Source organism: Ruegeria sp. BG8 (assembly GCF_056538325.1).
On record NZ_JBQFSZ010000013.1, the window covers coordinates 1 to 23,049 of the forward strand.

General features: G+C 55.5%; 26 protein-coding genes. 16 read left to right on the forward strand and 10 right to left on the reverse strand.

Translation table 11 applies throughout. The features are described from left to right. Positions 1–144 precede the first annotated feature (144 nt). On the forward strand, positions 145–387 hold the full coding sequence (locus ACR0DG_RS19095) for a WGR domain-containing protein (protein ID WP_480707290.1): 243 nt from the start codon (positions 145–147) through the stop codon (positions 385–387). A 30-nt stretch (positions 388–417) separates the two neighbouring features. On the opposite strand, the gene ACR0DG_RS19100 is transcribed toward ACR0DG_RS19095, so the two are convergent. Then, positions 418–663 (reverse strand): hypothetical protein, encoded by a 246-nt coding sequence (locus tag ACR0DG_RS19100; protein WP_480700052.1) that lies wholly within the window; start codon positions 661–663, stop codon positions 418–420. A 969-nt stretch (positions 664–1,632) separates the two neighbouring features. Here ACR0DG_RS19100 and ACR0DG_RS19105 point away from each other — a divergent pair. From ACR0DG_RS19105 to ACR0DG_RS19145, 9 genes are all read left to right on the forward strand, one after another. Continuing rightward, a complete protein-coding gene (locus ACR0DG_RS19105) occupies positions 1,633–2,127 on the forward strand; it encodes a DUF3768 domain-containing protein (protein WP_480700051.1) in 495 nt (164 codons plus the stop codon). Positions 2,128–2,378: 251 nt separating this feature from the next. After that, entirely contained in the window at positions 2,379–4,241 is a 1,863-nt protein-coding gene (locus ACR0DG_RS19110) for a ParB/RepB/Spo0J family partition protein (RefSeq protein ID WP_480700050.1), read from the forward strand. A gap of 174 nt (positions 4,242–4,415) precedes the next feature. After that, a complete protein-coding gene (locus ACR0DG_RS19115) occupies positions 4,416–4,673 on the forward strand; it encodes an antitoxin (RefSeq protein ID WP_480700049.1) in 258 nt (85 codons plus the stop codon). Next, positions 4,670–5,062: a PIN domain-containing protein gene (locus ACR0DG_RS19120; protein ID WP_480700048.1), complete on the forward strand. Its 393-nt coding sequence runs from the start codon at positions 4,670–4,672 to the stop codon at positions 5,060–5,062. The genes ACR0DG_RS19115 and ACR0DG_RS19120 overlap by 4 nt, the downstream gene beginning before the upstream one ends. Beyond that, on the forward strand, positions 5,059–5,601 hold the full coding sequence (locus ACR0DG_RS19125; RefSeq protein WP_480700047.1) for a hypothetical protein: 543 nt from the start codon (positions 5,059–5,061) through the stop codon (positions 5,599–5,601). Before ACR0DG_RS19120 ends, ACR0DG_RS19125 begins: the two co-directional genes overlap by 4 nt. A 481-nt stretch (positions 5,602–6,082) precedes the next feature. Then, positions 6,083–6,469, forward strand: coding sequence for a hypothetical protein (locus ACR0DG_RS19130; RefSeq protein ID WP_480707273.1), 387 nt, complete (start codon positions 6,083–6,085; stop codon positions 6,467–6,469). Positions 6,470–7,321: 852 nt separating this feature from the next. Beyond that, the gene (locus tag ACR0DG_RS19135; protein WP_480700045.1) at positions 7,322–8,188 is read left to right on the forward strand and encodes a DUF932 domain-containing protein; all 867 of its coding nucleotides are present in this window, start codon (positions 7,322–7,324) and stop codon (positions 8,186–8,188) included. Next, positions 8,185–8,388 carry a hypothetical protein gene (locus tag ACR0DG_RS19140; RefSeq protein WP_480700044.1) on the forward strand — a complete coding sequence of 68 codons (204 nt, stop codon included), beginning with the start codon at positions 8,185–8,187 and terminating at the stop codon, positions 8,386–8,388. The genes ACR0DG_RS19135 and ACR0DG_RS19140 overlap by 4 nt, the downstream gene beginning before the upstream one ends. Beyond that, the gene (locus ACR0DG_RS19145; protein ID WP_480700043.1) at positions 8,385–9,194 is read left to right on the forward strand and encodes an N-6 DNA methylase; all 810 of its coding nucleotides are present in this window, start codon (positions 8,385–8,387) and stop codon (positions 9,192–9,194) included. The genes ACR0DG_RS19140 and ACR0DG_RS19145 overlap by 4 nt, the downstream gene beginning before the upstream one ends. 209 nt (positions 9,195–9,403) lie before the next feature. On the opposite strand, the gene ACR0DG_RS19150 is transcribed toward ACR0DG_RS19145, so the two are convergent. Together ACR0DG_RS19150 and ACR0DG_RS19155 are read right to left on the reverse strand one after the other, a co-directional pair. After that, the gene (locus ACR0DG_RS19150; protein WP_480700042.1) at positions 9,404–9,784 is read right to left on the reverse strand and encodes a hypothetical protein; all 381 of its coding nucleotides are present in this window, start codon (positions 9,782–9,784) and stop codon (positions 9,404–9,406) included. After that, positions 9,771–10,598: an AAA family ATPase gene (locus tag ACR0DG_RS19155; protein ID WP_480700041.1), complete on the reverse strand. Its 828-nt coding sequence runs from the start codon at positions 10,596–10,598 to the stop codon at positions 9,771–9,773. The genes ACR0DG_RS19150 and ACR0DG_RS19155 overlap by 14 nt, the downstream gene beginning before the upstream one ends. 461 nt (positions 10,599–11,059) lie before the next feature. On the opposite strand from ACR0DG_RS19155, the gene ACR0DG_RS19160 reads away from it, so the two are divergent. The 3 genes from ACR0DG_RS19160 to ACR0DG_RS19170 are packed head-to-tail and all read left to right on the forward strand — an operon-like array spanning position 11,060 to position 15,233. Further along, on the forward strand, positions 11,060–11,506 hold the full coding sequence (locus ACR0DG_RS19160; protein ID WP_480700040.1) for a MobC family plasmid mobilization relaxosome protein: 447 nt from the start codon (positions 11,060–11,062) through the stop codon (positions 11,504–11,506). Continuing rightward, entirely contained in the window at positions 11,503–14,259 is a 2,757-nt protein-coding gene (locus ACR0DG_RS19165) for a relaxase/mobilization nuclease domain-containing protein (RefSeq protein WP_480700039.1), read from the forward strand. The genes ACR0DG_RS19160 and ACR0DG_RS19165 overlap by 4 nt, the downstream gene beginning before the upstream one ends. Further along, complete coding sequence (locus ACR0DG_RS19170; RefSeq protein ID WP_480700038.1) at positions 14,256–15,233, forward strand: ATPase, T2SS/T4P/T4SS family; 978 nt, start codon at positions 14,256–14,258, stop codon at positions 15,231–15,233. Before ACR0DG_RS19165 ends, ACR0DG_RS19170 begins: the two co-directional genes overlap by 4 nt. A gap of 280 nt (positions 15,234–15,513) precedes the next feature. On the opposite strand, the gene ACR0DG_RS19175 is transcribed toward ACR0DG_RS19170, so the two are convergent. Both ACR0DG_RS19175 and ACR0DG_RS19180 read right to left on the reverse strand, forming a co-directional pair. Continuing rightward, complete coding sequence (locus ACR0DG_RS19175) at positions 15,514–15,732, reverse strand: GDCCVxC domain-containing (seleno)protein (RefSeq protein ID WP_480700037.1); 219 nt, start codon at positions 15,730–15,732, stop codon at positions 15,514–15,516. Positions 15,733–15,772: 40 nt separating this feature from the next. Next, positions 15,773–16,060 (reverse strand): hypothetical protein, encoded by a 288-nt coding sequence (locus ACR0DG_RS19180; RefSeq protein ID WP_480700036.1) that lies wholly within the window; start codon positions 16,058–16,060, stop codon positions 15,773–15,775. 98 nt (positions 16,061–16,158) lie between these two features. Here ACR0DG_RS19180 and ACR0DG_RS19185 point away from each other — a divergent pair, with 98 nt between their 5' ends. The 3 genes from ACR0DG_RS19185 to ACR0DG_RS19195 all read left to right on the forward strand — a co-directional run bounded on the left by ACR0DG_RS19185 (position 16,159) and on the right by ACR0DG_RS19195 (position 18,342). Further along, a complete protein-coding gene (locus tag ACR0DG_RS19185; protein WP_480700035.1) occupies positions 16,159–16,548 on the forward strand; it encodes a MerR family transcriptional regulator in 390 nt (129 codons plus the stop codon). Between the two features lie 501 nt (positions 16,549–17,049). After that, the gene (locus ACR0DG_RS19190) at positions 17,050–17,256 is read left to right on the forward strand and encodes a cold-shock protein (protein ID WP_170430361.1); all 207 of its coding nucleotides are present in this window, start codon (positions 17,050–17,052) and stop codon (positions 17,254–17,256) included. Between the two features lie 87 nt (positions 17,257–17,343). Then, positions 17,344–18,342 (forward strand): fatty acid desaturase, encoded by a 999-nt coding sequence (locus tag ACR0DG_RS19195; protein WP_480707275.1) that lies wholly within the window; start codon positions 17,344–17,346, stop codon positions 18,340–18,342. Here ACR0DG_RS19195 and ACR0DG_RS19200 read toward each other — a convergent pair. The 5 genes from ACR0DG_RS19200 to ACR0DG_RS19220 all read right to left on the reverse strand — a co-directional run bounded on the left by ACR0DG_RS19200 (position 18,334) and on the right by ACR0DG_RS19220 (position 22,777). Then, complete coding sequence (locus tag ACR0DG_RS19200; RefSeq protein ID WP_170452343.1) at positions 18,334–18,582, reverse strand: ParB N-terminal domain-containing protein; 249 nt, start codon at positions 18,580–18,582, stop codon at positions 18,334–18,336. The two genes, ACR0DG_RS19195 and ACR0DG_RS19200, sit on opposite strands and share 9 nt — an antisense overlap. A 74-nt stretch (positions 18,583–18,656) precedes the next feature. Then, positions 18,657–19,346, reverse strand: coding sequence for a hypothetical protein (locus tag ACR0DG_RS19205; protein WP_480700033.1), 690 nt, complete (start codon positions 19,344–19,346; stop codon positions 18,657–18,659). Beyond that, on the reverse strand, positions 19,346–19,501 hold the full coding sequence (locus ACR0DG_RS19210) for a hypothetical protein (RefSeq protein WP_480700032.1): 156 nt from the start codon (positions 19,499–19,501) through the stop codon (positions 19,346–19,348). Before ACR0DG_RS19210 ends, ACR0DG_RS19205 begins: the two co-directional genes overlap by 1 nt. Positions 19,502–21,002: 1,501 nt before the next feature. Further along, positions 21,003–21,635 (reverse strand): tyrosine-type recombinase/integrase, encoded by a 633-nt coding sequence (locus ACR0DG_RS19215; RefSeq protein WP_480700054.1) that lies wholly within the window; start codon positions 21,633–21,635, stop codon positions 21,003–21,005. 569 nt (positions 21,636–22,204) lie between these two features. Further along, positions 22,205–22,777 (reverse strand): hypothetical protein, encoded by a 573-nt coding sequence (locus ACR0DG_RS19220; protein ID WP_170743321.1) that lies wholly within the window; start codon positions 22,775–22,777, stop codon positions 22,205–22,207. Positions 22,778–23,049 lie beyond the last annotated feature (272 nt).

A 23,049-nucleotide genomic window follows, 5' to 3' on the forward strand; every position in this document is an offset into this window, starting at 1 on the left:
GCACTGGGCTATCGCCCGCCAGCGCCTGAAACCATCATCCCAATGGACTACAGGCCGACGATGCACTAACAATCAATTTGGACCAGTCAGATGAGGCTGCTCAATGGAGGTATGTAGCTGTCAGCGATCAAACCTGTCCATCTGATCCAATGGGACCCTGACGTAAACGTGGCGCGGTTCTATGGAATAGAGTTGCCGCCAGCGCTGTTTGGGGAAGTTTCAATCCTTCGTGTCTGGGGACGTATCGGTACAAATGACCAAGCCATGCTGCAAACATACAACGAAGAAGCTCAAGCACCCGATGCGTTCCAAAAACTCGCGAGACGTAAAAGCATCGTCAAATGTATGTTCCGGTTGTTGGCTAAAACCTATGATCAGCAACTGTAAACTCTGCATCTCATAGCATGGTTGGGGGATCTATTCTTTGGCTACCCGGCCAGAGTGAACATGATCACCGAGGTTTTCCAGCTCGTTCTGACAAGCTTCAGAAATACCCTCTGGCAAATTGAATGCTTCAATATTCGCTTCGATTTTTCTCAAGTCAGATTCCAGCCCCATAGATTGGAAATCATCGACTTCCCGAAGGCGGTAAGTCAAACGTTCAATGAGCAAACGATGGGCAAGCATCCGGCCCAGCAGTTCGCGAATTATTGGTTCTTGCATGCTTCAGTTCTCCTAGATGCGTGCAGTAGGCACGTTCGGGTTTCCAGGGTCAATTGTGGAGTTTAACTTGTGAAGGCAACCTGCGCAGATAGGTGCCGGAGGATTAGTACGTAGCGAGAAAGTATGACGCGCTACCAGGAGGAACGGCCCATCAATGGATGCGGTGACACCAGTGCCCCAGAACTTCGCCAATTGGCGACTGCCAAAGTGATTCAAACAGGCGTCCGAAAATGGCGCTACTCCAAACAAACTCGAAATAGCGTCCTGAATTCGAGGCGCGATTTCTCCCATTTCATGGTTTGATCAGCCGAACCCGTCTGCCCTTGGCATCGTGACCTGGCTTTAGTCAAACCCCGGCGGTGCAGGCGCCCGACCAGAACACCACAGCCTGATCTTCCTGCACCAATAGCATCTGGCGCGTCTCATCCGAGCCACTCCAAAGGCTCTGGGTTATGGTCAACAATACCCCGGTGATCTGTCCATTCGGATTACGATCCCTTTCGCGGGTGCGGTGACCTGTGCCGACCGCAACTGGCCATTGTTGAATCGGTGGAGATCCGCGAGGAGCGCGCGGCTCACTTGACCCAATAGGCAGGGCAGGGGATCGACACCGGCTTGCGCCCGCGCTCACCCCAGCCCTGACATTCTCATGATTGGCTGAGCAGGCCGCGGGGCGTTCTGCTGCGCTTGTTTTCCCGAGCGTCGCGGGGCCGAAAATCTCTCGTATCTGATCCGGTCCAGGGGGAAGGCGCAAAGAGAGACCCGCGCCAGGGCGCGGCTCGCATTCCTCTTTTTTTGTACGCCTCAGGCAGAAATCGTGAAAATCCCGGTTCCTCCCACGCGCCAGCGCGCGGGCCCCTCCCAAATTTCCCCGATTTCAGCCTGACCCCCAGTCCTCCGATCAGATCCGGACCTTTTCCATCGGCCCCCCTCCTTCGCCGGGAAAAACGCGGGTGGGTGCGGGTGTCGATGTCACAGCCAATGGGCGTTCGGGTGAAACCCTCACCCTTGGCCCATTGGAACAAACCGAACCACTTGCGGACAGGTTGGGCGCACATCGGCCACCGCATCACCACGAAAGAGAGGTCCACTATGGCTGCAATCGCAAAACAGACCGAGGAAACAGGTCAGGTCGATTATGCCCTCATCGCTCAGCAGAATGACGCTTTCCGCAAGCGTCTGCCCGAGGGCGGGGAGGGGATCATCGTTCAGACAACCGCTATCGACAACATGGGTCCCAGCTTTGTTGCAGCGTGCCTGAACCAAATCGTCACCTATGACGACTTCACTGAGGACAACGACCCTCATGGCACCCATGAGATGGGTTTCATGGACATCATGGGCCGCAAGGTCTGGTTCAAAATCGATCTGTACGACGAGACCTATCAGTACGGGACATCCGCGCCCACCGATTTGAGCAAGACGCGCCGCGTCCTGACCATCCTTTTCCCCAGCGATTATTGAGATCGGTTCCGACCATGCGGTCGGGGCTGGATGCGCAACCCGCGCAGGAAAGGAGGTGAGCACATGAACCCATACACCCTTGAACGTCAACGCAAGTTGGCTTGGAGCAATCTCAAGAAGGGCGGCCTCTCCGGCAAGATTGCCCGCGCCTTCTTGAAGAAACACGCCGCCGCCTAAGCGGCCTCGCTCTACCCCGGAAGGGGTAGGGCACCCTTACCACGAAACTTCACAATGAGAAAAGGGTTACCCCTATGACAAAGCAAACCAAGTTCACTGCAACCGAGGCCCGCTTTCCGCTGGCATCGCTGACACTATCCCCGATCAACCCGCGTCAGACCGTAACAGAAGCCGAGATTGTTGAACTGGCGGAATCCATCTGGACCGTTGGCCTAATCCAGAGCATCGCGGGTCTGGCCGACGACAAGGGCGGCGCTGAAATCGTGGCCGGTGGCCGTCGCCTGCGCGCGCTGCAATATCTGGCGGAGAAACACGACAACCTTGCCAGCATCCGCCCCGAACTGGCGAACCCGCTGGTGATGATCGCTCGGGATGTCGAAACCGCCCAGACATGGGCGACTGCGGAGAACATCACCCGCAAGAACCTGTCGCCTGCCGAAGAAATCCGCGCTTATGGCAAGATGGATAAGGCCGGTGCGCCCGCTGCTGGCATCGCCCGCGCCTTTGCGGTGACAGAGGGGCATGTTTACAAGCGTTTGAAACTCGCAGGCCTGCCAGAACAGGTGATCGACGCACTTGCTGCCACGGAAATCAACCTCGGCGAAGCTGCTGCGTTTACGATCTGCGACGATGCCGACCTGATTTTGCAAGTGCTGGATCAGGCCCGGAAAGGCCACCTGTCAGAATACCAGATAAAGAACATGCTGAAACCGGATGCGGTCAGCGCGTCGGATCGACGGGCCAAATATGTTGGTCTGGATACCTATAAGAAGGCCGGTGGCCGTGTGTCTGGCGACCTCTTTGCCGAAAAGACCCTGCTGGATGATGAGGCAATCCTTGACCAGTGCTTCGCCGATAAGCTGGCGGTGACCGCGCGCACGATCCGGCAGGAACAGGGTTGGAAGTGGGCTGAGGTTGTCGATGCAACATACTTTGGCGGCTACGACATCGACCAGATGAAATGCGCCCGCATCTATGCCGAGCAAGGAGACCTGACCGAAGAACAGGCCGAACGCTATGACGAACTGGCCGAGCTTGCAGAGGCCGAAGTGTTGGACGAGGCAGGTGAGGCTGAGTTGGAGACGTTGCAAACCATTTTGGAAGGTGCCTATTCAGACGTTCAAAAGGACTGCGCCGGGATCATCCTGCATGTCAGCAATACTGGCGCGTTAAGCGTTGTCGAAGGGCTGGTAAAGCCCGAGGACAAAGAGGCGGCGGTTGCTGCGGGTGTGCTGGCCGCATCGAAGCACAAGAAACCCGACGCTGCTGAGACGTCCAGTAAGCCGCGCATGTCTCAGGCGCTGGTTGATGATCTGGCACGCGTGGTGACAGGTGCGCGCCAACATGCCGCCGTCAACGATCCTGATCTGATCCTTGCCCTGCTGGCCTTTCAGGTTTCAGGCGGTACGAAATACGGCAATCCCATTGGTCTGAACGCAAGTGATGTACCGAACTGGCCGACCACCGAGGCCAGCGGCTACGCGTTGGATGAGCGTCTGACGACTCCAACTGACTGGGACGGTGATGCCTTTGACCGCGATCTAGCAAAGGCTTTCCGCACGTTCCGCAAGAAGGGTGACGACCACGTTCAGGCTGAGTTGATCCGGCATCTGGCGGCACTGCTCAGCGGTGGCGACAAGACGCTGAAAACCCTGATCGACAAAGAGGTCAAGACCGACATTCGCGCAGTCTGGACGCCAACTTTCGAGAACTTCTTCAGTCGCATCGCAGGGCCTTACCTCAACGACATCTGGCGCAGCGTGCTGGGCCTCAAAGAGGGTAACTATCAGGTGAACACCTTCGAAAGCCTCAAGGTTGGCGAAAAGCGCAAGAAGCTGGATGCGCTGTTCAATGATCCTGAGACCCGCGAAGCGATGAAGCTGAGCAAAGCGGTTGAGAAGCGGATCGCTACATGGGTGCCCGAGGGCATGGTCTGAGACCCGCAGGCGGGGCGCGCAAGCGCCCTGCCAATCCGATGGCGTTTCTGCAGGCGATAACTGTTTGAAAGTAGACGCGGAAAACAGCCGATGGAGGCGGGTTTCAGCCATCATTGGCTTGAATGGAATGGCGAGATAATATATATTAATGATAGATACCAAATGGAGGTGACAATGCCAGATACAGCGGTTGCAAAAGTGTTCATGACCGGTCGGTCTCAGGCGGTTCGGTTGCCGAAAGAGTTTCGGTTCAAGACCGATGAGGTGCGGATCAGAGCCGAAGGTTCGAAGGTCATTCTTGAGCCTATTGAAAACGATTGGGAGTGGTTGGACGCGCTGCACAAGCTTGGTCCGCTCGATGAGGACGCCGCGCGGGCTGCCGAAGAAGATGCGGCACCGCAGAACCGCCCGGAACTGGATGTGTTCAAGTGAAATACCTGCTGGACACCAACGCCGTCATTGGGATCATCGCGGCCAATAGCAGCCTGATTTCCAGCTTGTCCGAGCATGTTCCAAGCGACTTCGGTGTTCCCCCTGTCGTCATGTATGAACTCTATTGGGGCGCATACAAAAGCGCGAAGGTTGCTGAGAATGTGGCGCGTGTGGATGCGCTCAGGTTTGAAGTGCTTGACCTGTCAGCCGCCGATGCAAAAGCCGCTGGTCTGATCCGCGCTGATCTGAACAAGAAAGGCACGCCGATAGGGGCCTATGATTTGTTGATCGCAGGGCAGGCGGTTTCGCGGTCCCTGACGCTCATCACCAACAACGTCAAAGAGTTTCGCCGAGTTGAAAATCTGATCTATGAGGACTGGCAAACATGACCAAAGTCACCGCGCCAACCGCAGCAGAGAGCGCAATCCGCCGCGTGTGGAAATCTGCGCAGATGTATATCGCGTTCCACAAGGACCAGAAAAAGCGCAAACGCGAGGAACCAAAACTGTGGCCGCCCAAGAACGGCAGCGCGTCTCTGCATGATGATGTCGCCGAGCAGGAGGCTATTGTCGTCGTCAAAACCGCTGATCCTGAAAACACTCAGGATGTGCAAATCAAACTGCATCCCAGCCGGATCGTTGTGCGCCGTGATGCCGACAAATGGTGGCAGGGTGTTGCGATGGATGATCATTCGGTGACCGTCCGCATGGCCGACAACACGATCATTGAAATCCGGCATGACGGGTCGATAAAACGCCGGTCTGCCGAGGATGAAACCCATGTTGAAGCGGATGGCAGCATTTTCAAATGGACACCGCACGCAGAGGCCACGATGACCGGCGACGGGATCGAAATGTCCCGCCGTACCGATGATCGCATTGCGGCCATCACACATGACGGCGTTGTGGATCGGGCGCGTAAGCGTTAGCCTGACGTCAATACCTCAAGACTTTCCTTCGGTAGAACTTGTGGCCCGCATCGTCGGGCCATTCTTTTGCCATTGTGTTAGCGTCGATGTTCCTCTGGTGTCGCTTGGCACCTGGGGCCGTTGCCCCATGTGCCGGCCCGACTGGTCGCTTCGCTGTGACGGCCGCCATTGCGGCCGGTGCATCCCCGAACCGTGGCACCAGGACATCCGCGGCCCTCCGCCTCCGCCGACAGAAAATGGCGACTTGTACCGCCACAAGTTGCGCCAATCTCCTGCAGGTCATCCCGTTTCAAGAAGACCACCAGCTCGCAGATTTGAGCAATGCGCGTGTGATGGATCGACTTGGTTTCGCCGCCATCAGACGTGGATCAGTGTTCGAGGCTTTCGCTCGCATGGCTCCTAGTAATTCGTGCCGTTTCACTGGTTTGTCAGTCTTCACTCCGTTGCCGATGAAGATCCTCGCTCCCCGTGTTTCTTCAAGATGAACATATGCGAGCAGTCGGGTTTGGCGCTGCCGATCTGGGAACAGATCAACAGCTTCAACGGCTATTTTCCGCAGCCGGGCAAGCCCGGCTTTGCATCGCGAAACAAAATAGCCGCTGACATCCCCTTCGTGCTCGCAAAAGCCATGTTCATCGAAACACTCAAAAGCGAGGATCTAACAATGGCAACTCAAACTCTGAAGCTGAACGTCAAAGCCGGTGAAAAAGATGGCACGAACTACTGGGACCGCTGCGGGGTTCTCTTCGTAAACACCGACGACGTCACCGGCGAAATCAAGTCGATCACCGTCAAACACAGCATGTTCCCCAGCGTTGAAATGGTGGCCTTCCCGAAACGGAATGACGAGGACGGCGTAACCGAATAACCGAAGGGCAGGGCGGCGCAAGTCGCCCTTTCCTATGCTCCGGCTTCTGGCCGGTATCAAGATCATCTAGAGATGATCTTGATGCTACCACTGCAGAGCAGTGCTGGGACATGATTAGCGACGCATCAATAGTAACGCCGGATAGCCTGATAGCGTCGAGTAATCTTGAGCAGGTTTTTCCCAAGTAGCTGAGTGGCCGGGAGTCAGCCAAGTGATCGGGGCAAATCCCGCGCCTTCGGCGCGTGACCGCGTGCTAGGCTCCGGCCGGCCTTGCCAGCTTCCACCTCGAACCAGACATGCCCATTCTCCCTGCGGCCCGAGCGCTGTGAAACCTGTCTCATCCGAGCCTGCTTTCACCGCGGCCGCAAGTCGCCTGGTCACCTCCGTTTCGGCCCTTCGGGTGACGCCCGTTCGCTTCGCCTTTTGCAAAGACCACGCTCGATAGACATCGAGCAAAGCGCAGACCGACAAGCGGTCTGCTGCGCCTGTTTTCCCGAACGTCAGGGGGCCGAAAAGCTCTCGTATCTGATCCGGTCCAGGGGGAGGGCGTAAGGAGAGACCCGCGCAACGGGCGCGGCTCACATACATCTTTACCATGCGCCTCAAGCAGAAAAACGGCTTTCACGCGCAAAGCGCGCAAACCTTCCGTTTTTCAGCCTGACCCCCCGGCCTCCGATCAGATCCGGATCTTTTCCATCGGCCCCCTCCTTCGCCGGGAAAAACGCGGAGGGGCGAGGGTGGCTGATGTCAGTCCAGCAGGCCGTTTCCTTGGCCTGCTGTGTTCACAACAAACAGCAAGCGGACAGGTCGGGCGCAGATCGGCCGCCGCATCACCACAGAGGAATATTCCTGATGACTTACAATCGTTACATGCGGGGCATGTCATGCGGCGGACTGGTGACAGGGGCGGCGCTGACCAACGATCTGCTGCGCCAAGCTGTCCCGTCTATTTTTGCAACCGAAGGTCACGAGAGCCGCTCCGACCGCTTTGTGCCGGTCCCGACCGTAAACGTTCTGGACGGGCTGCGGAAAGAAGGGTTTGACCCGTTTTTTGCCCAGCAGGCGAACACCCGTGTTCCGGGCAAGGCCGCGTTTACCAAGCACATGCTGCGGCTTCGTCACCGCTCGATCACCAACAGCGACGGCGAGTCTTTCGAAATCGTTCTGGTCAACGCCAATGATGGGACCAGCAGCTATCAGATGATCCCCGGCTATTTCCGGTTTGTCTGTGCAAATGGCTTGATGGTGGGCGATACCTTTAACGAGGTGAAGGTACGGCACTCGGGAAATGCGGTGTCCGAAGTCATTGAAGGCGCGTTTACCGTTCTGGACGATGCCGAAGAAATCACGGAGCAGGTGCAAGATTTCAAGGCCATCACCGTGAACGACGCGGAACGCAAGATTTTGGCCGAAGCCGCGCACCAGTTGCGTTTTCCCGATGCGGCCAAAGACGACGGAAAGCCCGCACCAATTGATGCGACACGGTTGCTCAGCACGCGCCGTAACGCTGACCGCACCGCCGATCTGTGGACCGCGTTCAACGTGGTTCAGGAAAACGTTATCCGAGGCGGGATTTACGGGCGCGTCCGGACCGCCGATGGTCGGACCCGCCGTCAGCGGACCCGCGCCGTTGCCGGGATCGACCAGAACAAAGCGCTCAATCGCGCGCTTTGGACGCTGACCGAGAAAATGGCCGAATTGAAAGGGGGCGGCGCATGAGCGCCCCCTTTACCGTCCATTGCTCTAACTGCGGCGGGCAGAACGTGAGCCGGGACGCCCACGCAGAATGGAACACAAAGCTACAGCAATGGGAGCTTTGCGCCGTCTATGATGCATGGGACTGCGACGATTGCGGCCATTCGGTTTCCGTTTATGAGAAAACGATTTGTGATCCGTCTGAAATCAAGGCATCAGCATGATTTCGGCGGTCACTGATTTTGTCGGGATCATCAATGAGCTTGACCGATCCAAGCACAGGGACGAGGTTTTCCGCGATTTTTGCGAGCTGTCCTATTGCGCCCTGGCAAAGCGCGCTTGCCCCGATGAGGCCCAAAGAGACGCCCTTGAGGCGCAGTATATGGAGGTGGTCCGGCGCTACCGCAACAAAGACGACATCCGTCGGATGCCCGAATTGCTGGCAATCATGGCGGGCACAATCGGCAACGGAGGGTGTGATTTTCTCGGAATGGTCGCGGGCGAACTTGGCGTTCTGGATGCCAAGCTGGGGCAATTCTTCACGCCCTACGAAGTATCGCGCATGATGGCGGAAATGACTTTGACCGACGCCAAGGCGATCATCGAGGCGGAAGGGTTCATAACGGTTGACGAGCCCGCCGCCGGGGCGGGCGGCATGTTGCTGGCCGTGGCCGATACCATCGAGGGTATCGGGTTTGAACTTGAAACAAGCGTCTGGTTTCGGGCAACCGAGTTGTCACGCGCCACCTATCACATGGCCTACCTGCAACTCACCGCGCGCGGGCTGGCGGGGGAGGTTATTCACGGCAACAGCATCACCTTGGAAACCTACACGGGCGCTTACACCGCCGCTGCACCTGTGTTCTTTGCCGCGAATGGTGATCCGTTTGCGAAGCAACGCGCAGACCTGGAAGCGCAGGCCAAAGCTGATGCAGAAAGAGCCGCACAAGACGAAGCGGCCCGCAAGGAGCGCATCAAAACGCTGGGTGACGGTCCGGCGATTCAAGGCAACCAACTCAGCCTCTTTTGAGGCTGGGCTATTTCTCTTGGTATGTCCCCTCCGTTGGCGGGGCCGAGGGTTATCCAGTCCCGTCAATTTCAACCTTGGGCGAAATTGACCCGACCGGAGCAGGCTGCAAGCAGAGACCCCAATTATCTCAGCGTCAGCCTGTGGGTAACCCTGAGCCAGCGGTGCCCTGAATACCACTGCGATGTTGGACAATTTCTTGCTCATGGGTCTTATCCCTCAACACTTTTTCGGATCATTGCAGCAATCTCCGCGTCATTTTCGATCAAGACTTGTCTGAACAAAGTGCCAATGCTGATGCCTGATCGAAGGGTTTTCGGAACTGCAGCCAGTATATCCTCTAAGGCACATTCTACTTCGCCGCCTTCGGGAGCTGAAACCTGGAACCTGATCGCTGCTCGACGCGGCTCATCCGGCTGGCGGGTGTTTGGCTTTCGTTTTTTCCGTTCAGGTGCCTTGCCCACTTCGACGGGATTGGGCTTTGATTCAGCTGCAGGCTCATCCTGCTTTTGCTCTTTAAGCTCCGTCACGGTCGGTGCGATGTCTGATGTCGATCCGGCAAGCAGGCTGTCTATGCTCTTAGGCCGGGACATGCTGCACCTCGCTTTCCTTGAGTGTGTTCAGCACATAGTCGGCGTTGCTCAGAGCCTTTTTACATCTATCCGCCATGCGGCGGGCGTTCGACCTGGCTGACTGCGTATCCGCCTGTTCCATGGCTTCATGCGCAAAACCCATCAACCGGCCAATCGTTGTCCCCGCCCTAAGCGCGTCGTCCATCGCGGCGGATTCAGCAATGCCACCAATGCAGGTGAACTGCTTTTCCAAAGCCTGTTTGCCCTTCTGGATACCGGCTGATTGCGCAACGGACTGACGGGTGAACATGATCCGAAATTTCTCTTTCGGGTACACTTTGCTGCCGATCTGCTGCAATGCCGCCTCACAAGATCTGTATGTGACCAGGATTGGCTTGTATTCCGCCGATGATCCGTCAGACGGGCACAACACCATGTCGGCCACTGCCATCGCCATTGCGGCGGTCATGCTGGGCTCACCTTTGGTGTCGATCAGCAGGTAGTCAAAGCCCCCCGCCTTTTCTGCTTCAAGAATATGGGTATAAGCCAGTTTGGCATTTTCTGCGTCTTTCTTGGCAAACTGCCCGGCCTCGATCAGAAGTTCATCGGCTGGGATCGGGTCCAACCCGTTGTTCGGATTCAACCATTCCGAGAGTGTTCCTTGGGAATCCAGATCGAGGATACGGACACGTTTGCCCTGATGGTGCAAAGCAGAAGCGAAGGCGACGAGCATGGAAGATTTCCCAGCCCCGCCCTTGGAGTTTACGGCTGCATAGACTTTCAATTTGGTCTCCGGGTCTGCGCCCGACAGCCACGCCGCAGAGCGGCGTGTCACAACCGGGCTCGCGATTGCAAGTTATCGCGCGACCCGTCACCCGCGCTGAAATCAAAGCTATTGCTTTTCTAAGCAATTTGCAATGCTTGCGGCCTGTGTGCCGTCAGGAAATAGCCCTTGCGGAGGTTGCAGATTGCAGGCTCTGCGCCGCGTATGCCGGCAGGCAAGCGGTGGCCCATGGGTGGCAATCTGCAACCTGCAACATCGGGTAGCCATTGTTTGCCGCTTGCGGTTTGCGGCTCGGGATCAGGTGGCTGACCAACGGCGCTGGTGGGCCGCAAACGGCCGTGCCTCGCACTACGGACCGTCTACATCCTACGCTTACTTTGCGGGATAATACAGATTGTGCTATCGACAATCTGTTAGACTTGCAGTCGGCCACCAATTCAACTTAAACTGGAAACACCATACGCGCGGTCTGACGGGGCCACGCACGATTTCTGATCGTGGAGAAAGCCCCGATGCCACATGGCGTACCCAAATCAATCACGACAACCATGCGCTTTGATGAGGACGAATTGGCGTTCCTCAAACAACGCAGCAAGGCCATGCAGCTGCGCAGTGTGACCGGACTGGTGCGTGTCTGTATCCGCATAGCCTTTGGTATTCCGTCGAAAGAAGAGTTCCGAACACAGCAATTCAAAGAACACCTGGTTCAGCTGGTTGGTATGGCGAACAACCTCAACCAGATGACCCGTGCGGCCAATGCCGGAAAGTTTCGCCTCAACAAGCGCACCGAAGATCAGTTGGCCGCGATGAAGGACGAAGTTCGGGAGTTGCGCCGTCTGATCGAAGACTATTCCGACGCCGCCCATGAGCGATCTTTTACCCGCGCCCTGGAGATTGAGCGGCTTGCGGAGAAACAGCGCGCGGCGCGTGTATCACCAAAGGCGAAGGTTAAATCATGACCAGCCTGACCATGGCATATGACCCGGCCTGGGAGGCGCTCTTTGGAGAGTTTCAGCTTATCCCGAACCTGAAGCCGCGCCCTGGTCAAAACCCCGCGCAGTCGCGGGGTCGGTCACCGCAACGGCAGAACCCGTCCGGTGGTGCATCCGGCATGATTGCCAATGCACTTCTGACCAATCAGGCAATGGTCAAGGTTGTTCCCGGTGGCGGTGTTACCGCATCGGGCCGTCTGGGCGGCCAGCTGTCCTATATCACGCGCAAAGGCACGATCGAGATGGAACGCGGCGATACAGGCGAGCTCACGCATGGGATGGAGGGGCTGCGCGATGTGCAGGACGAATGGGCGAAGGATTGGGTCCGGATGGACGCGCGGGTCACGAACTACAGTTATCACGTCATCCTGTCTTACCCAAAGGACACAGACCGGGAGGCCGCGAAGCAGGCCGCGCGCTGTTTCGGCGCGCGTTTGACGAATGGCGAATACGGCGACCGCTATAAATATGTCATGGCCCATCACGACGATACCGGCCACCCACATACCCATCTGGTGATCAGCCGGGCAGGGGTGTCTGGCAAGACCCTTCAGCTCAGTCGCTACGGGATCACAACGCAGGATCTGCGAGAGCTGCAGGTTGAGACCTCGCGAGACGTCGGCATTGTTCTGACTGCGACCAGCCGGTTCAGCCGCAACCTGCGCCCGGAGCGCGAAAGCAGCGCCCGGGTTCATGCGCGGCGCGATGGCCGCACTCTGCGTGAGCGGCCGGCCCCAGCGCTGCGCAGTGGTTTTCCGTTTTTTGGCATCGGTCGACAGCAAGCCGCTGCGTCGGACCAGCTGCAGGTCATGAGCGATCAGCGCAATGCAGACTATACCGCCCTTGGTGAAACACTTCGGTCGCATCACGCCGGTTTTGACCAGGGCATTTTCACAACCCAATACCCAGGACGTGCCGAGACCCTGAGGGCCGTAAGCCAAGCTGTACTCGGCGCAGCATCAATCCTGGTGACGGACGGGGTTCTTGAGAAAGAGGAAATCGACATGAATCAACAAGTCGCCAACAAGATGGACCCGGTACAGGCCTCGGCCATTGATGATGAGATGAAGGCCATTGGAACCGATGTCCGTGAGTTTATCACGGGCATGGACGCCAAGGCCGAGGCCATGGAGGATGAGGACAAGCGCAGTCAAACAGAGGCCGCGATTTCACGCGTCCTGCGGGACTATGAGCCGCTTATGGATGAAGCGACCAAGACATTCTTTGGCAAGCGGCTGGAACGTGACGATGAAGTTGAGGTAAGCCGTGATGACATCGATCCGACACGCCAGCGCCGGGCTGTAGAACAGGATGCAGCATATCCCACGCGCACACAGCCCGTCGGAGGGGAGCGGTCAGGCTCAGATGGTCGGCAGCACGCCGATGCAAACGATCCGCGTAGTGCAGCGACCAAGGCAGTGCTGAAAGATGCCGACAGGCAAGTGGCCGAGCGGTTCGAAGCGATGGGCATCAATGGCGATCTGGTCTTGTCGCGTATCCGCAATAGTGCTGACGTGGACAAGCAGACGCGCGAGAACTGGTTTGAACGGGATGTGCGGACCTTGGCCAACGCGCATTCGCTCAGCGAGAACCAGGCGCGGATCGACATGAAGGCCGCGTATAAGGATGCTTCTGAGTTCTACTGCGATGCCCGTGGCGAGATCCGTGACATCAACCGCGCCTTTGCAGAGGGCAGGGGAGACGACTTCCTGCAAGAGAAGATCAAGACCGGCGTTCAGGATGAAATCCAGACCATGAAGGGGCAGGGTTTTGATCGGGCTGCGATCGGTGGGCGTTTGCTTGAGATTGAGGACCGCGCACCGGATCGTGTTGAGGACGAAGCGCGCCCGGGCCGTGAACAGCAAGGGCAGGCACCAAATGCAAAAGCCGTCAGCTCAGCCTCGCTACGTCCCGACCTGGACGCGGGCGTACGTGGGCAAATTATCGGGACCGGTGACGCCCTCTTTAAAGAAGACGAGAAAGACAGCATGTCGCCCTATGTTGATCTGAAGGTGGACGGCCGGGACAAACCGTTCCGCGTCTGGGGCGTTGATCTGCCCGATATGATGCAGCGCGAAAATCTCAACGTAGGTGACACGGCCACACTTGCCCATGACGGGTACAAAAAGGTGACCGTCACCAAGATCGATCCAGAGACCGGCGAAGAGAGGACCATCGAGGCAAACCGCCGCGCCTGGAAAGCAACCGACATCGAGCGCGCACCGCGCGACAACGATCGGTCGCAGGAACAGCCCATGTTGCCCGATGCTACGAATGCAAAGGTAGGCGAGAAGGCACAGCAGGATCGCGCGGTACGGCAGGAGGTCTCCGTTGAAACCGGTGTCACAGGTGTCATCGTCGATGCCAAAGAGGCTCTGGTGCGCCCTGATGATCCAAACAGCAAGTCGTTCTATGTCGATATGAAGGTCGAAGGCAAAGATGAGCCGGAACGCATCTGGGGCACCGCTCTGCAGGACCAATTGGCTCGGAACAACATCTCAATCGGTGACAAGGCGACGTTCGTCAAAGCGGGCAAAGAGGAAGTCACCCGCTCACGCCGGAACCCCGAGACCGACGAGCCGGAGCGCGTCAATGTCACCCGCACGGCCTGGGATGTGAAAAACCTTGATCGACAGATTGACCGTGATCCGGTGGTGCAAGAGCAGCGGCGTCGGGAACGGGAAGAACGCGCCAAGGGCGACCGGGGTATCAGCCGATGAGCCGCCACCTGGAAAGTACGTTGAATCGGGTGTTCGGAGGGCAATTGCTCTCCGATCCTCTCCTGTCTGAAATCGTCCTGAACCCGGACGGTCGGGTTTGGATCGAGCGCAGTGGAGAGCTAGCCATGCGCCAGCTGGAAGAGCGCATGAGTGAAGATGATGCGGAGGCGCTTGCGCATGACCTGGCTGGTGGTAATCCCATTTCCAGCAAAACCCCGCTAGCTGGTTCGCAGTTCGAAATCGACGGTTCATTGTGGCGGGCGCAGGTTGCGGTCAAACCAGCCGTGGAAGACGGTGTTGCGTTTGCCCTGCGCCGGGCCGTGGCAAAGCAACTGTCGCTCGACGATCTGATGCAAGGTCTGCCGAATCTGGACGCCAACATGGCCGATCTGAAATCTGGCGTTGATCCCGCCGATGAGGCTGTTTTCGATGCCTACGAGAGCAAAGGCTTCGGTGATTTCCTGCGCGCGGCGGTCAAGGCCAAATGGAACATACTTTTGTCGGGTGGGACATCCTCCGGCAAAACGACCTGGTTGCGCGCCTGTCTTGGCGAAGTCGACCACTCAGATCGGATCATGACCATTGAGGACGTGCTGGAAATTCGGCCTTGCCAGCCCAATGCGGTGTCCCTGGTGGTCAACAAAAACGCATCGAGCAGCGATCTATTGAAAGCCTGTCTGCGATTTCGACCGGAACGGATCATCATGGGGGAGCTGCGCGGGGCCGAAGCCTATGATTTCCTGTCCGCTATCAACTCGGGCCATCCGGGCGGGATCTCGACCTTGCATGCGGCCTCGCCGGAATCTGCGCTTTCTCGTTTGGCGTTGATGGTCATGTTGGCAGATACCGGGCTGACCTATTCCGAAATCCTTGAATATTGCCGCTCGATGATCGACGTGATTGTGCAGTTTCGGAAAACCGGGGATCATCGGCGGCCGGTTGCCGTCAGGGTGCTCAGACAGAAAGCGGCATAGGTTTTTGAACACCTGATCTGGAAGTGGTGGAAGTAGGTTTTTACGGTCGCGCAGATTGCCAGTTAGGCCAAGCCGACGTTCAAGCAACCTGCGGAGAATGGCCGCAAGGAGCCCAACCTGTACCCTGGATTTTATTGCTGCATGCGCTTGCAGCAGTAACGACACTGCAACTGCCGAATACCTTGTGCGGCCAAGCAGCGGAAAAAACTGTCATTCATGCAAATAGCAGCGATGCTCGCGGCGGCAGCTCACAGTTCGCTCAACAAAACCGTCCTTCACTTCATCCGCAACAGCTATCGCCTAGCTGAATTGGTGGACACGGGACCGTGGCATATGAACAGTAAACACAACAGTCGCCTTCCAACGGCTTCAAAACTGTTTTGCACGACGTGCATTCATAGAACCACTGGCAAGCATCCGTTGGCATTTGCTCGGTTTCGCTGTGGCCGCACTTCGGGCAAATCAGGGTGCTTTCTAGGACTACAGTTTGTTTTGTCATAGTCTCACATCTGCATGATCAGGTAGTCGTTAATCCGTGCCTAGTTAAACACAACGACCCAAGCCACGCCGGTGATTAGAGTCGTTCCTGCAAGCCGCCATTTTAACGTCGGTAAGGAACCGCGCCGATAAGATACCAGCCACGATATCGCGACGAGCGCCGTTGACATCGTCAGCACATAGTAACTCGCTGCGGCAACCTTCCCAAAGATTGCCAACCAACTGCCACCCAGCCCCAGTAACATCATCGTCATGGGCAAAACGCAGCAAGTCGCGACGCCAAGCGCTGATAGCGATCCCAAATAGCTGAGGCTATTGTACTTCTGCATTCTGTTTCCCTGATGGACTACGTCGCGCGGAGTTGTAGAGACAACAACCTCTCGTTTAACTTCTGTAGCCACTACAGGATCAAGACAGGAAATCTCACATGTTTGCGATTGGGGAGGCATCCCGGCAAAGCGGTGTCGGAATTGATACTATCCGCTACTACGAACGCGAAGGAATCGTGCCGAAACCAGAAAGGGCATCGAATAATCGACGCATGTACTCTGCGTACGATGTGGGACGGCTTCGTTTTCTAAGGAAGTGCCGAGGCTTGGGTTTTTCGCTTGCCGATGCAAAGGTGCTTCTCAACCTGTCCGAAGGTGATAGCGAGGATTGCCAATCCGTTAAGGAAATGGCCGAGCTTCATATCTCCAATGTGCGTTTGAAGATAAACGAACTTAAGCGATTGGAGACCGCCCTGAATGAACTTACGGCCAACTGTAACATCGGGAACGTTTCTTGCCCGATGCTTGCGCAGATATGGACCTACTAATGGTACTTTGAGGCTCGCAGTCGCCCTATGCAACGCAGCATGACCCAAGATTCGGGCCGCGTAAAATTTGCCGTTCGTAAGAGAGGTCAACTCGTTGATTTAGCACTGTTTCCATCAGTCAACGAACATTCGTGCGTCGCCGCGGTGGCCTTGTAGCGCGCAGTGAATTCGGACAGTCAGCCCAACCTGCCGTGTCTGAGAAATCAATTTGCTACATACGCACTCGGCAGGTTTATCAGAAGCCGACCTCTGATTTCCGAACTACAGAGCAATGGTTCTGCTTATCCTTGTCCTAACTTGGGCTAGGCGGATTCAGATATTCTGTGGTCCTCCATTGTATCAAGGCTTGTATCGTGCGTATCCGAAGTCCATATATTCAAGGCTTACGTTTTTCTTTTTCGACCTGCTGTCTCCCCAATTCGGCGTTCAGTCTTTCGATTCAGACCGACCACGCCGAGTCGCCGCAATGATGCGGGCGGCAAGTATTTGGAGACTTCCACCATGGCAAATGGCACAGTAAAATGGTTCAACTCGACCAAAGGTTTTGGCTTTATCGAACCTGAAGATGGTAAGCGCGATGTGTTCGTGCATATCTCAGCACTTGAACGTTCCGGCATCAGCGAATTGAAAGACGGCCAGAAGGTCACTTTTGACGTCGAAGCTGGCCGTGACGGACGCGACAGCGCCGCCAATCTGGCACTGGCCTGACCTTTTACGGGCACCCTTATGGGGTGCTCGTTTGCACAACGGGCTGTTAAAAGCCCTTGGAGAAAAAGTCAGTTGCAACAGCAGGAATTGACCCGGGCGCTCGCGCAATACCGTGTGCCCGATACGAAGCGTAGCGTTTTTGAACTGACAATCACTGTCATCCCCTTTTTCGCGCTATGGGGCGCAGCGTGGTTTGCGCTATCCCTTAGTATCTGGGTCACTGTTCTACTGGCCATCCTGAACGCCGCATTTCTGGTGCGTATCTTCATCATCATGCATGATTGTGGTCACGGATCTTTCTTTGGAAACCGCACCGTTTGCAATTGGACTGGCCGGGTTCTGGGTGTTCTCGCCCTGACACCCTATGACGTCTGGCGGCAAAGCCATGCGATTCACCATGCCTCAACCGGTAACCTTGATCGGCGTGGTATGGGTGACATTCCTACATTGACCATTGAGGAATACCTGAAACGGAATTGGTTGGGGCGTGCCGCTTACAGGTTAATCCGGAATCCCTTCTTCCTGTTCTGTATCGTACCGGTCTACACGTTCTTTTTTCAAAATCGCTTGCCCTTTGGTTTCATGCGGTCGGGCTGGCTGTATTGGGCAAGTGCAATGGGAACAAACGCCGCGATTGCGGTGGTCCTGGCTCTGATTTTTTGGACCGGAGGCCTGGATGTACTGGTTTTTGTATTCCTTCCAACCATGATCGTCGCCGCGTCGATTGGTATTTGGCTATTCTATATTCAACACCAGTTTGAACACACGACTTGGGAGCGGGAAGAAGTGTGGAATCTTCAGAACGCCGCATTCTATGGAAGTTCTCACTATGCCCTGCCAGGCATCCTGCGGTGGTTCTCTGCCAATATCGGTGTGCACCATGTTCACCACCTTGCCAGCCGCATACCGTTTTATCGGCTAAACGAGGTTTTGCGTGACCATTCCGAGTTGGAAAATTGCCAGCGTATTACTCTATATGAGAGCCTTCATTGCGCACGATTGCATCTTTGGGATGAAGAAAGTCAGCGCCTGCTGACGTTTTCTCAGGCTTTGTCGAACGCCAATCCCAACAAGAGTTTAGTGTAATCTGGCGCGCACCAAAAAGGCTTCGACAGTATCACCGCCGAGGGCGCGAATGGCCTCTAGTCGGTGAAGGCCTTCAATCAGCACGAACCTCTTGTTGTCCGCGCGTATCTGAATCGGGGTCTTCTGGCCGTTCTTCAGTATATCTTCGGCCAGCGTCAGGACTTTTTGCTGATCAAGTGTTTTTGCACGCTTCACAGGTACATAGATCAGGTCGAGCGGGTATGGTTTCTTCTCCAGCATAAGCTACGTGAGCAACCTTTCGTGCATTTGTTCCGGTTCGAAGTTCGCTACAAGAGCTGGGGCTGGAACGTACGTCATAGAACCGAACGAACAGCGTCGCGCAATTCCTGATGCATAATCCAAGTTGCTGGCTCGTCGTCACTTTCGATGTGAGAAAATGCCAGGACCTGAGCGGCACCATCATTCTGTACCGATCCGCCTTCGGGAAGTTCGAGTTCCAGATATTCTGCGATCAATAGCCCAATTTTCTTGAAGACCTTGATGGACGCCTCGCGCGATTTGTAACCGGCCGCCTGAGACAAGTGACCAATGGTCAGACCGTCCTTGCCAGCGATAGTAAGTGCTTTGAGCATTGTGACCTGCGCAGGGGTGAGCCTGATCTGTCGCAATGCTTCGGCATATTCTCTTTCACTGGGAACGAGGGTGCCGGAGTTTCCCTCCAAACGGCGTTGACCGCTACGCTTCCTGTCTCGTTCTTCGAGAATTTCTTTTAAGGCTTCAATGGCCAATGCCGGTGTTTCACCGACTGCATCGGCAATCATTGCCTGCGTTTTGGCTGGCGGCTTGGGGAATGCGCGCGCAACGCTGTTACCGCTCAGTAGGCCTGCCTTAATCAAGTATTTTCCAAATTCTTCCTCAATCACTCCGGATACGTCAGCGTTCCGCGTCTTGCGAACGCTGCGGTCTTGAAATGCTCTTTGTTCTAGGTCGCGAGCTGAAGTCTTTGAGTCTGGAATGGTCACCTGAGGGGTATTTTTACGCATCAGAGAAACACCACTACAATTACCGCCGCGACAGACACCGTAGCCGCAACAAACATCGTCGCCGCTAAAAACATCTTTACTTTGTAGGACCAGAGATGAGCTCTTTCGGTCTTGAGCATTTTTTCCGGGTTTTCGTCAATCGAGTTGTGGTTCACGGTTTGGTCCTTCGTGATGTATTAGGCGGTATTGATTGGCACCAACCTATTGTCGCGGCACATATTCGGTGCACGTATCGTTCTGTCGTGTGAACGGCCGATTGCATTCCCAACCGTCACCTCTTCGATTCAAATGCGCGTTTGAAGGCACAAGGATCGCGACGCACCTGTCCCGGTTAGCACGAAAACCACGTTCGCATTTCCATCCAGAGAAAGTTTCGGGCGCAAGGTATGCATCCGATGGAACAAATACAGGCTCGCAGCCGCTATCCGTAGCTCTGTAACCTCTTAGGCACACCCAACCACCCAAGCTGTTTTTGTCAGTCAGGCGACCGTTGCTCGGGACATCTATCGCAACACAATCATTGTTCTCCTTACGAAAACCCCAGTTGCAGTGTATTTCCTGTGCGCCAAACCGGGTTTCCACGTATCCATTTTGAGGTGCTATCACTTCTTCACATTCTTCTCCGACACGTTGGAACAGCCGATTGCACTCCCACTGATCTCCGGTTGATGCTAGATAGGCATTTTGAGGAACTCTTATTTCCTCACAGAGTTCTCCTACATTCTGAAAACCGTGATTGCATTCCCAGCCGCTACCATAGGCGCTACCCGTCAAAAATGCGTTTTCTGGTAAGTCTGTTCTTTGGCAGGATCCGTTCTTGTTTTCGAAACCTTCGTCACAAACAGACCCATGGGCATTGTCCGCGACCTGAGCAGTAAGATGCGTTCCTGAGAGAATCACCAAAAGTGTCGGGATCAAACAAAGAATGCAGCGCGTAAACACGATGAACGACTGATTGAAACTGAGCCTGAGACCTGATCTATCGGGCATCAAGCACGCAATTTAAGAGCCATGTGCTGTTCATACGGCGCCTTCTTTCATGGGTCACGCGATGACTGGAGCACGTCAGGTGACAGTTGCAAATGCTTGCGAGGAACGAGCTCATAGCGAAGACCCCAGCGAAACCCGTTCCTATGCTGGGGCATATGCTACAGTTATTCTGAAGGCCATTGGATCATCGAAGCCGGCAGCATCGCGGCGACGAGTAACTTTCACCAATGCACTTTTGTGGTCCTTAGCCAGAATAGAGTCAAGGAAGTTTCCCTTGTCGCAATGCAAGTATCGCCAGGGCAGGTAGTTTTTGAAACTGCCGGTGACCAAGATCCTTGGTGAACTACCGAAAGAAATTGTCTGGCCTGAGTGCGGCGAAAGAGGAGTATGTGATCAAGGCTTCCCCGTAACTAGGAATGACTGGCCTGATGACATTGGCTGCAACGCAGCGATTTTCGCGCCGCTTCTGCACAAGTACTCGCGGCGTGATCAAATGGCCGCTCGGTCCCGCACCCTGTAAATTGCGCCTGAGCCGAGAAAACTGTGCTGCGAGCGCACGCAACAAGATTTTGACACTTCCGCTCAGGGCACGCTACGTCCCCCCCTTCGTAAAAGAACTAGAACCGCTATGGATTGGCGACCGACAGCGCCGATCGCCAAACTGTCTCAGATGTCTATGCGCTCTGCAATGCTTAGCGCGTCTTCCAATTCAACGCCTAAGTATCGCACGGTGCTATCGACTTTTGTGTGCCCGAGCAGAAGTTGGACCGCGCGGAGATTTCCTGTCTTGCGGTAGATCTCAGCTACTTTGGTTCGGCGAAGCGAATGCGTGCCATATCCGCTCGGTTCCAATCCGATTGCGGTCACCCAGTCTCGAACCAGCCTGCCATACTGGCGCGTCGAGATGTGTGGTCGATCATGGAATCGGCTTGGAAACATGAACCGGCTAGCAAACATTTCCGGTGATTTTACCCATACCAATATAGTTTCTCGCGTGTTTTCCGTCAGTTCGAATTGAACAGATCGCTTGGTTTTGCTCTGGATCACCGAAACACGCTCACGGACGCGATCGTCTTTGACAAGATCGGTCACAGCGAGTTTGACCAGATCGCAGCCGCGTAGCTTGCTATCAATCGCGACGTTGAACATTGTGAGATCACGCAGATTTCCAGAAAGTTCGAGCCGGGCACGGATCGCCCAGACCTGTTTTGGGAGTAGCGGTCGTTTCTGACCGATGATCCGCCCCTTGTTCCAAGCTCTGGGTTTTGGGGTGACTGCAGGTAGTTGGACTCTTGGCATATTTTGCACTCCGATCCACCCTCCGCACCCAAGCAACAGCACCGCGCTGACCACCGAATAGTACAAGCGGCGTGAATGCCTGCTGTCCGATTATGAATACTGGCATGGTTTAGTGTGTGCATTAGGCGGCTTGAGCCCATATCACTACACATAAGAACGGTTCGAGTCCAAACCGCGCGTACGCTTCGTCTTCAGCACCGATTACCGATCGGGTTCCACGTTAAAAGGCCCGGGTCAGCGGGCTGGGTCAGCACCAATAAGATAAAATGAGATATGATCAGAAAAGCTGGTAAGACCGGCGTCAGGTTATCAGCGACGCCGAGCTAACCCAGGGCTTACTGATACGCCATTTCGCCACGCGCTCAACCCCTTGCAGCGTCGACAAATCCGCTCTCCGAACCCTTCGCTCCAGAATGGCGTTCTGCAACGAAGACACGGGCGTTCTTGCGGCACGTCATTGTGGGCGCGAGCCATGATCGTATCTGTGTCGTTGTCGAAGTCTTCCATCAGTTCTTAGCCTCGATTTCTGTTTTGGTTTATACAGCGACTGGAAAAGAAAGTTCCGAGCCCTAAGCCTTGAGATTGAAGGAGCTGCCTGGTTCAGACTGTCCGATGGGACGGCCTGTAATCCGAGGGGTTTTAATAGGACGAACTGGCATTCCTTCGTTCTCAGCAGCTTGGACAGCGAAAGCATACCGAGAACCGCTTGCGCATCCTCGTGGTATGGCTCGTTGATCCGATGATCCGTCGTCTGCCTCAGAAATGAGCGACTCCGAGTAAAGGTGCCGAAGTTGAGTCTCAGACACACCATCCGCTTCCATAATCAATTGCACCATGGGATCGGCCAAAAGTTGGTCGAGCAAGAACTGCGACAACTGCTTTGAAGACAATTTATCCTTTGCGCGGGCTCTCTCCAAATCAGTAAGAGAAACGGTCAAGGTTCGCGCCAGACCGGGGTGAGATTTCCGTGGAAGCAGAAAGATTAGCACTGATGCTTTCCAGGCTTCTGGATCCAAATAATCTGGTGGTGCGGAAAGCTCAGTTTCTATGTCGTATTCGCCCGCCGGGAGTAATTCGTCAAAGCCAGGGAAAGTAAACGGCCTGGAAAAGACTGCGATTGTCTTGCTGATTAGTTGGTTCATTTGGGTAGTTCTCCTTTGCTGATACCGCTCGCTCGGAGATGTAAACAAGAACAAGCCACCCGCTCCCGGCAGGGTATTATCAGTTTTGAGGTTTAGGCTTTGATTTTTCGGGGACGGCGTCCTGCCCTTTCGACGTCACTTCTTTTTTTGACGCGTCCGCATCGTTTTCCTTCAGTGCGGCAGCCGCTCTGGTCGTCAGGTCTTTGAAAGACATCATTTTGATCCTTTGATTGTCCGCAACACCCACGAGCCCAGATAGGGTGTGAAAAGTG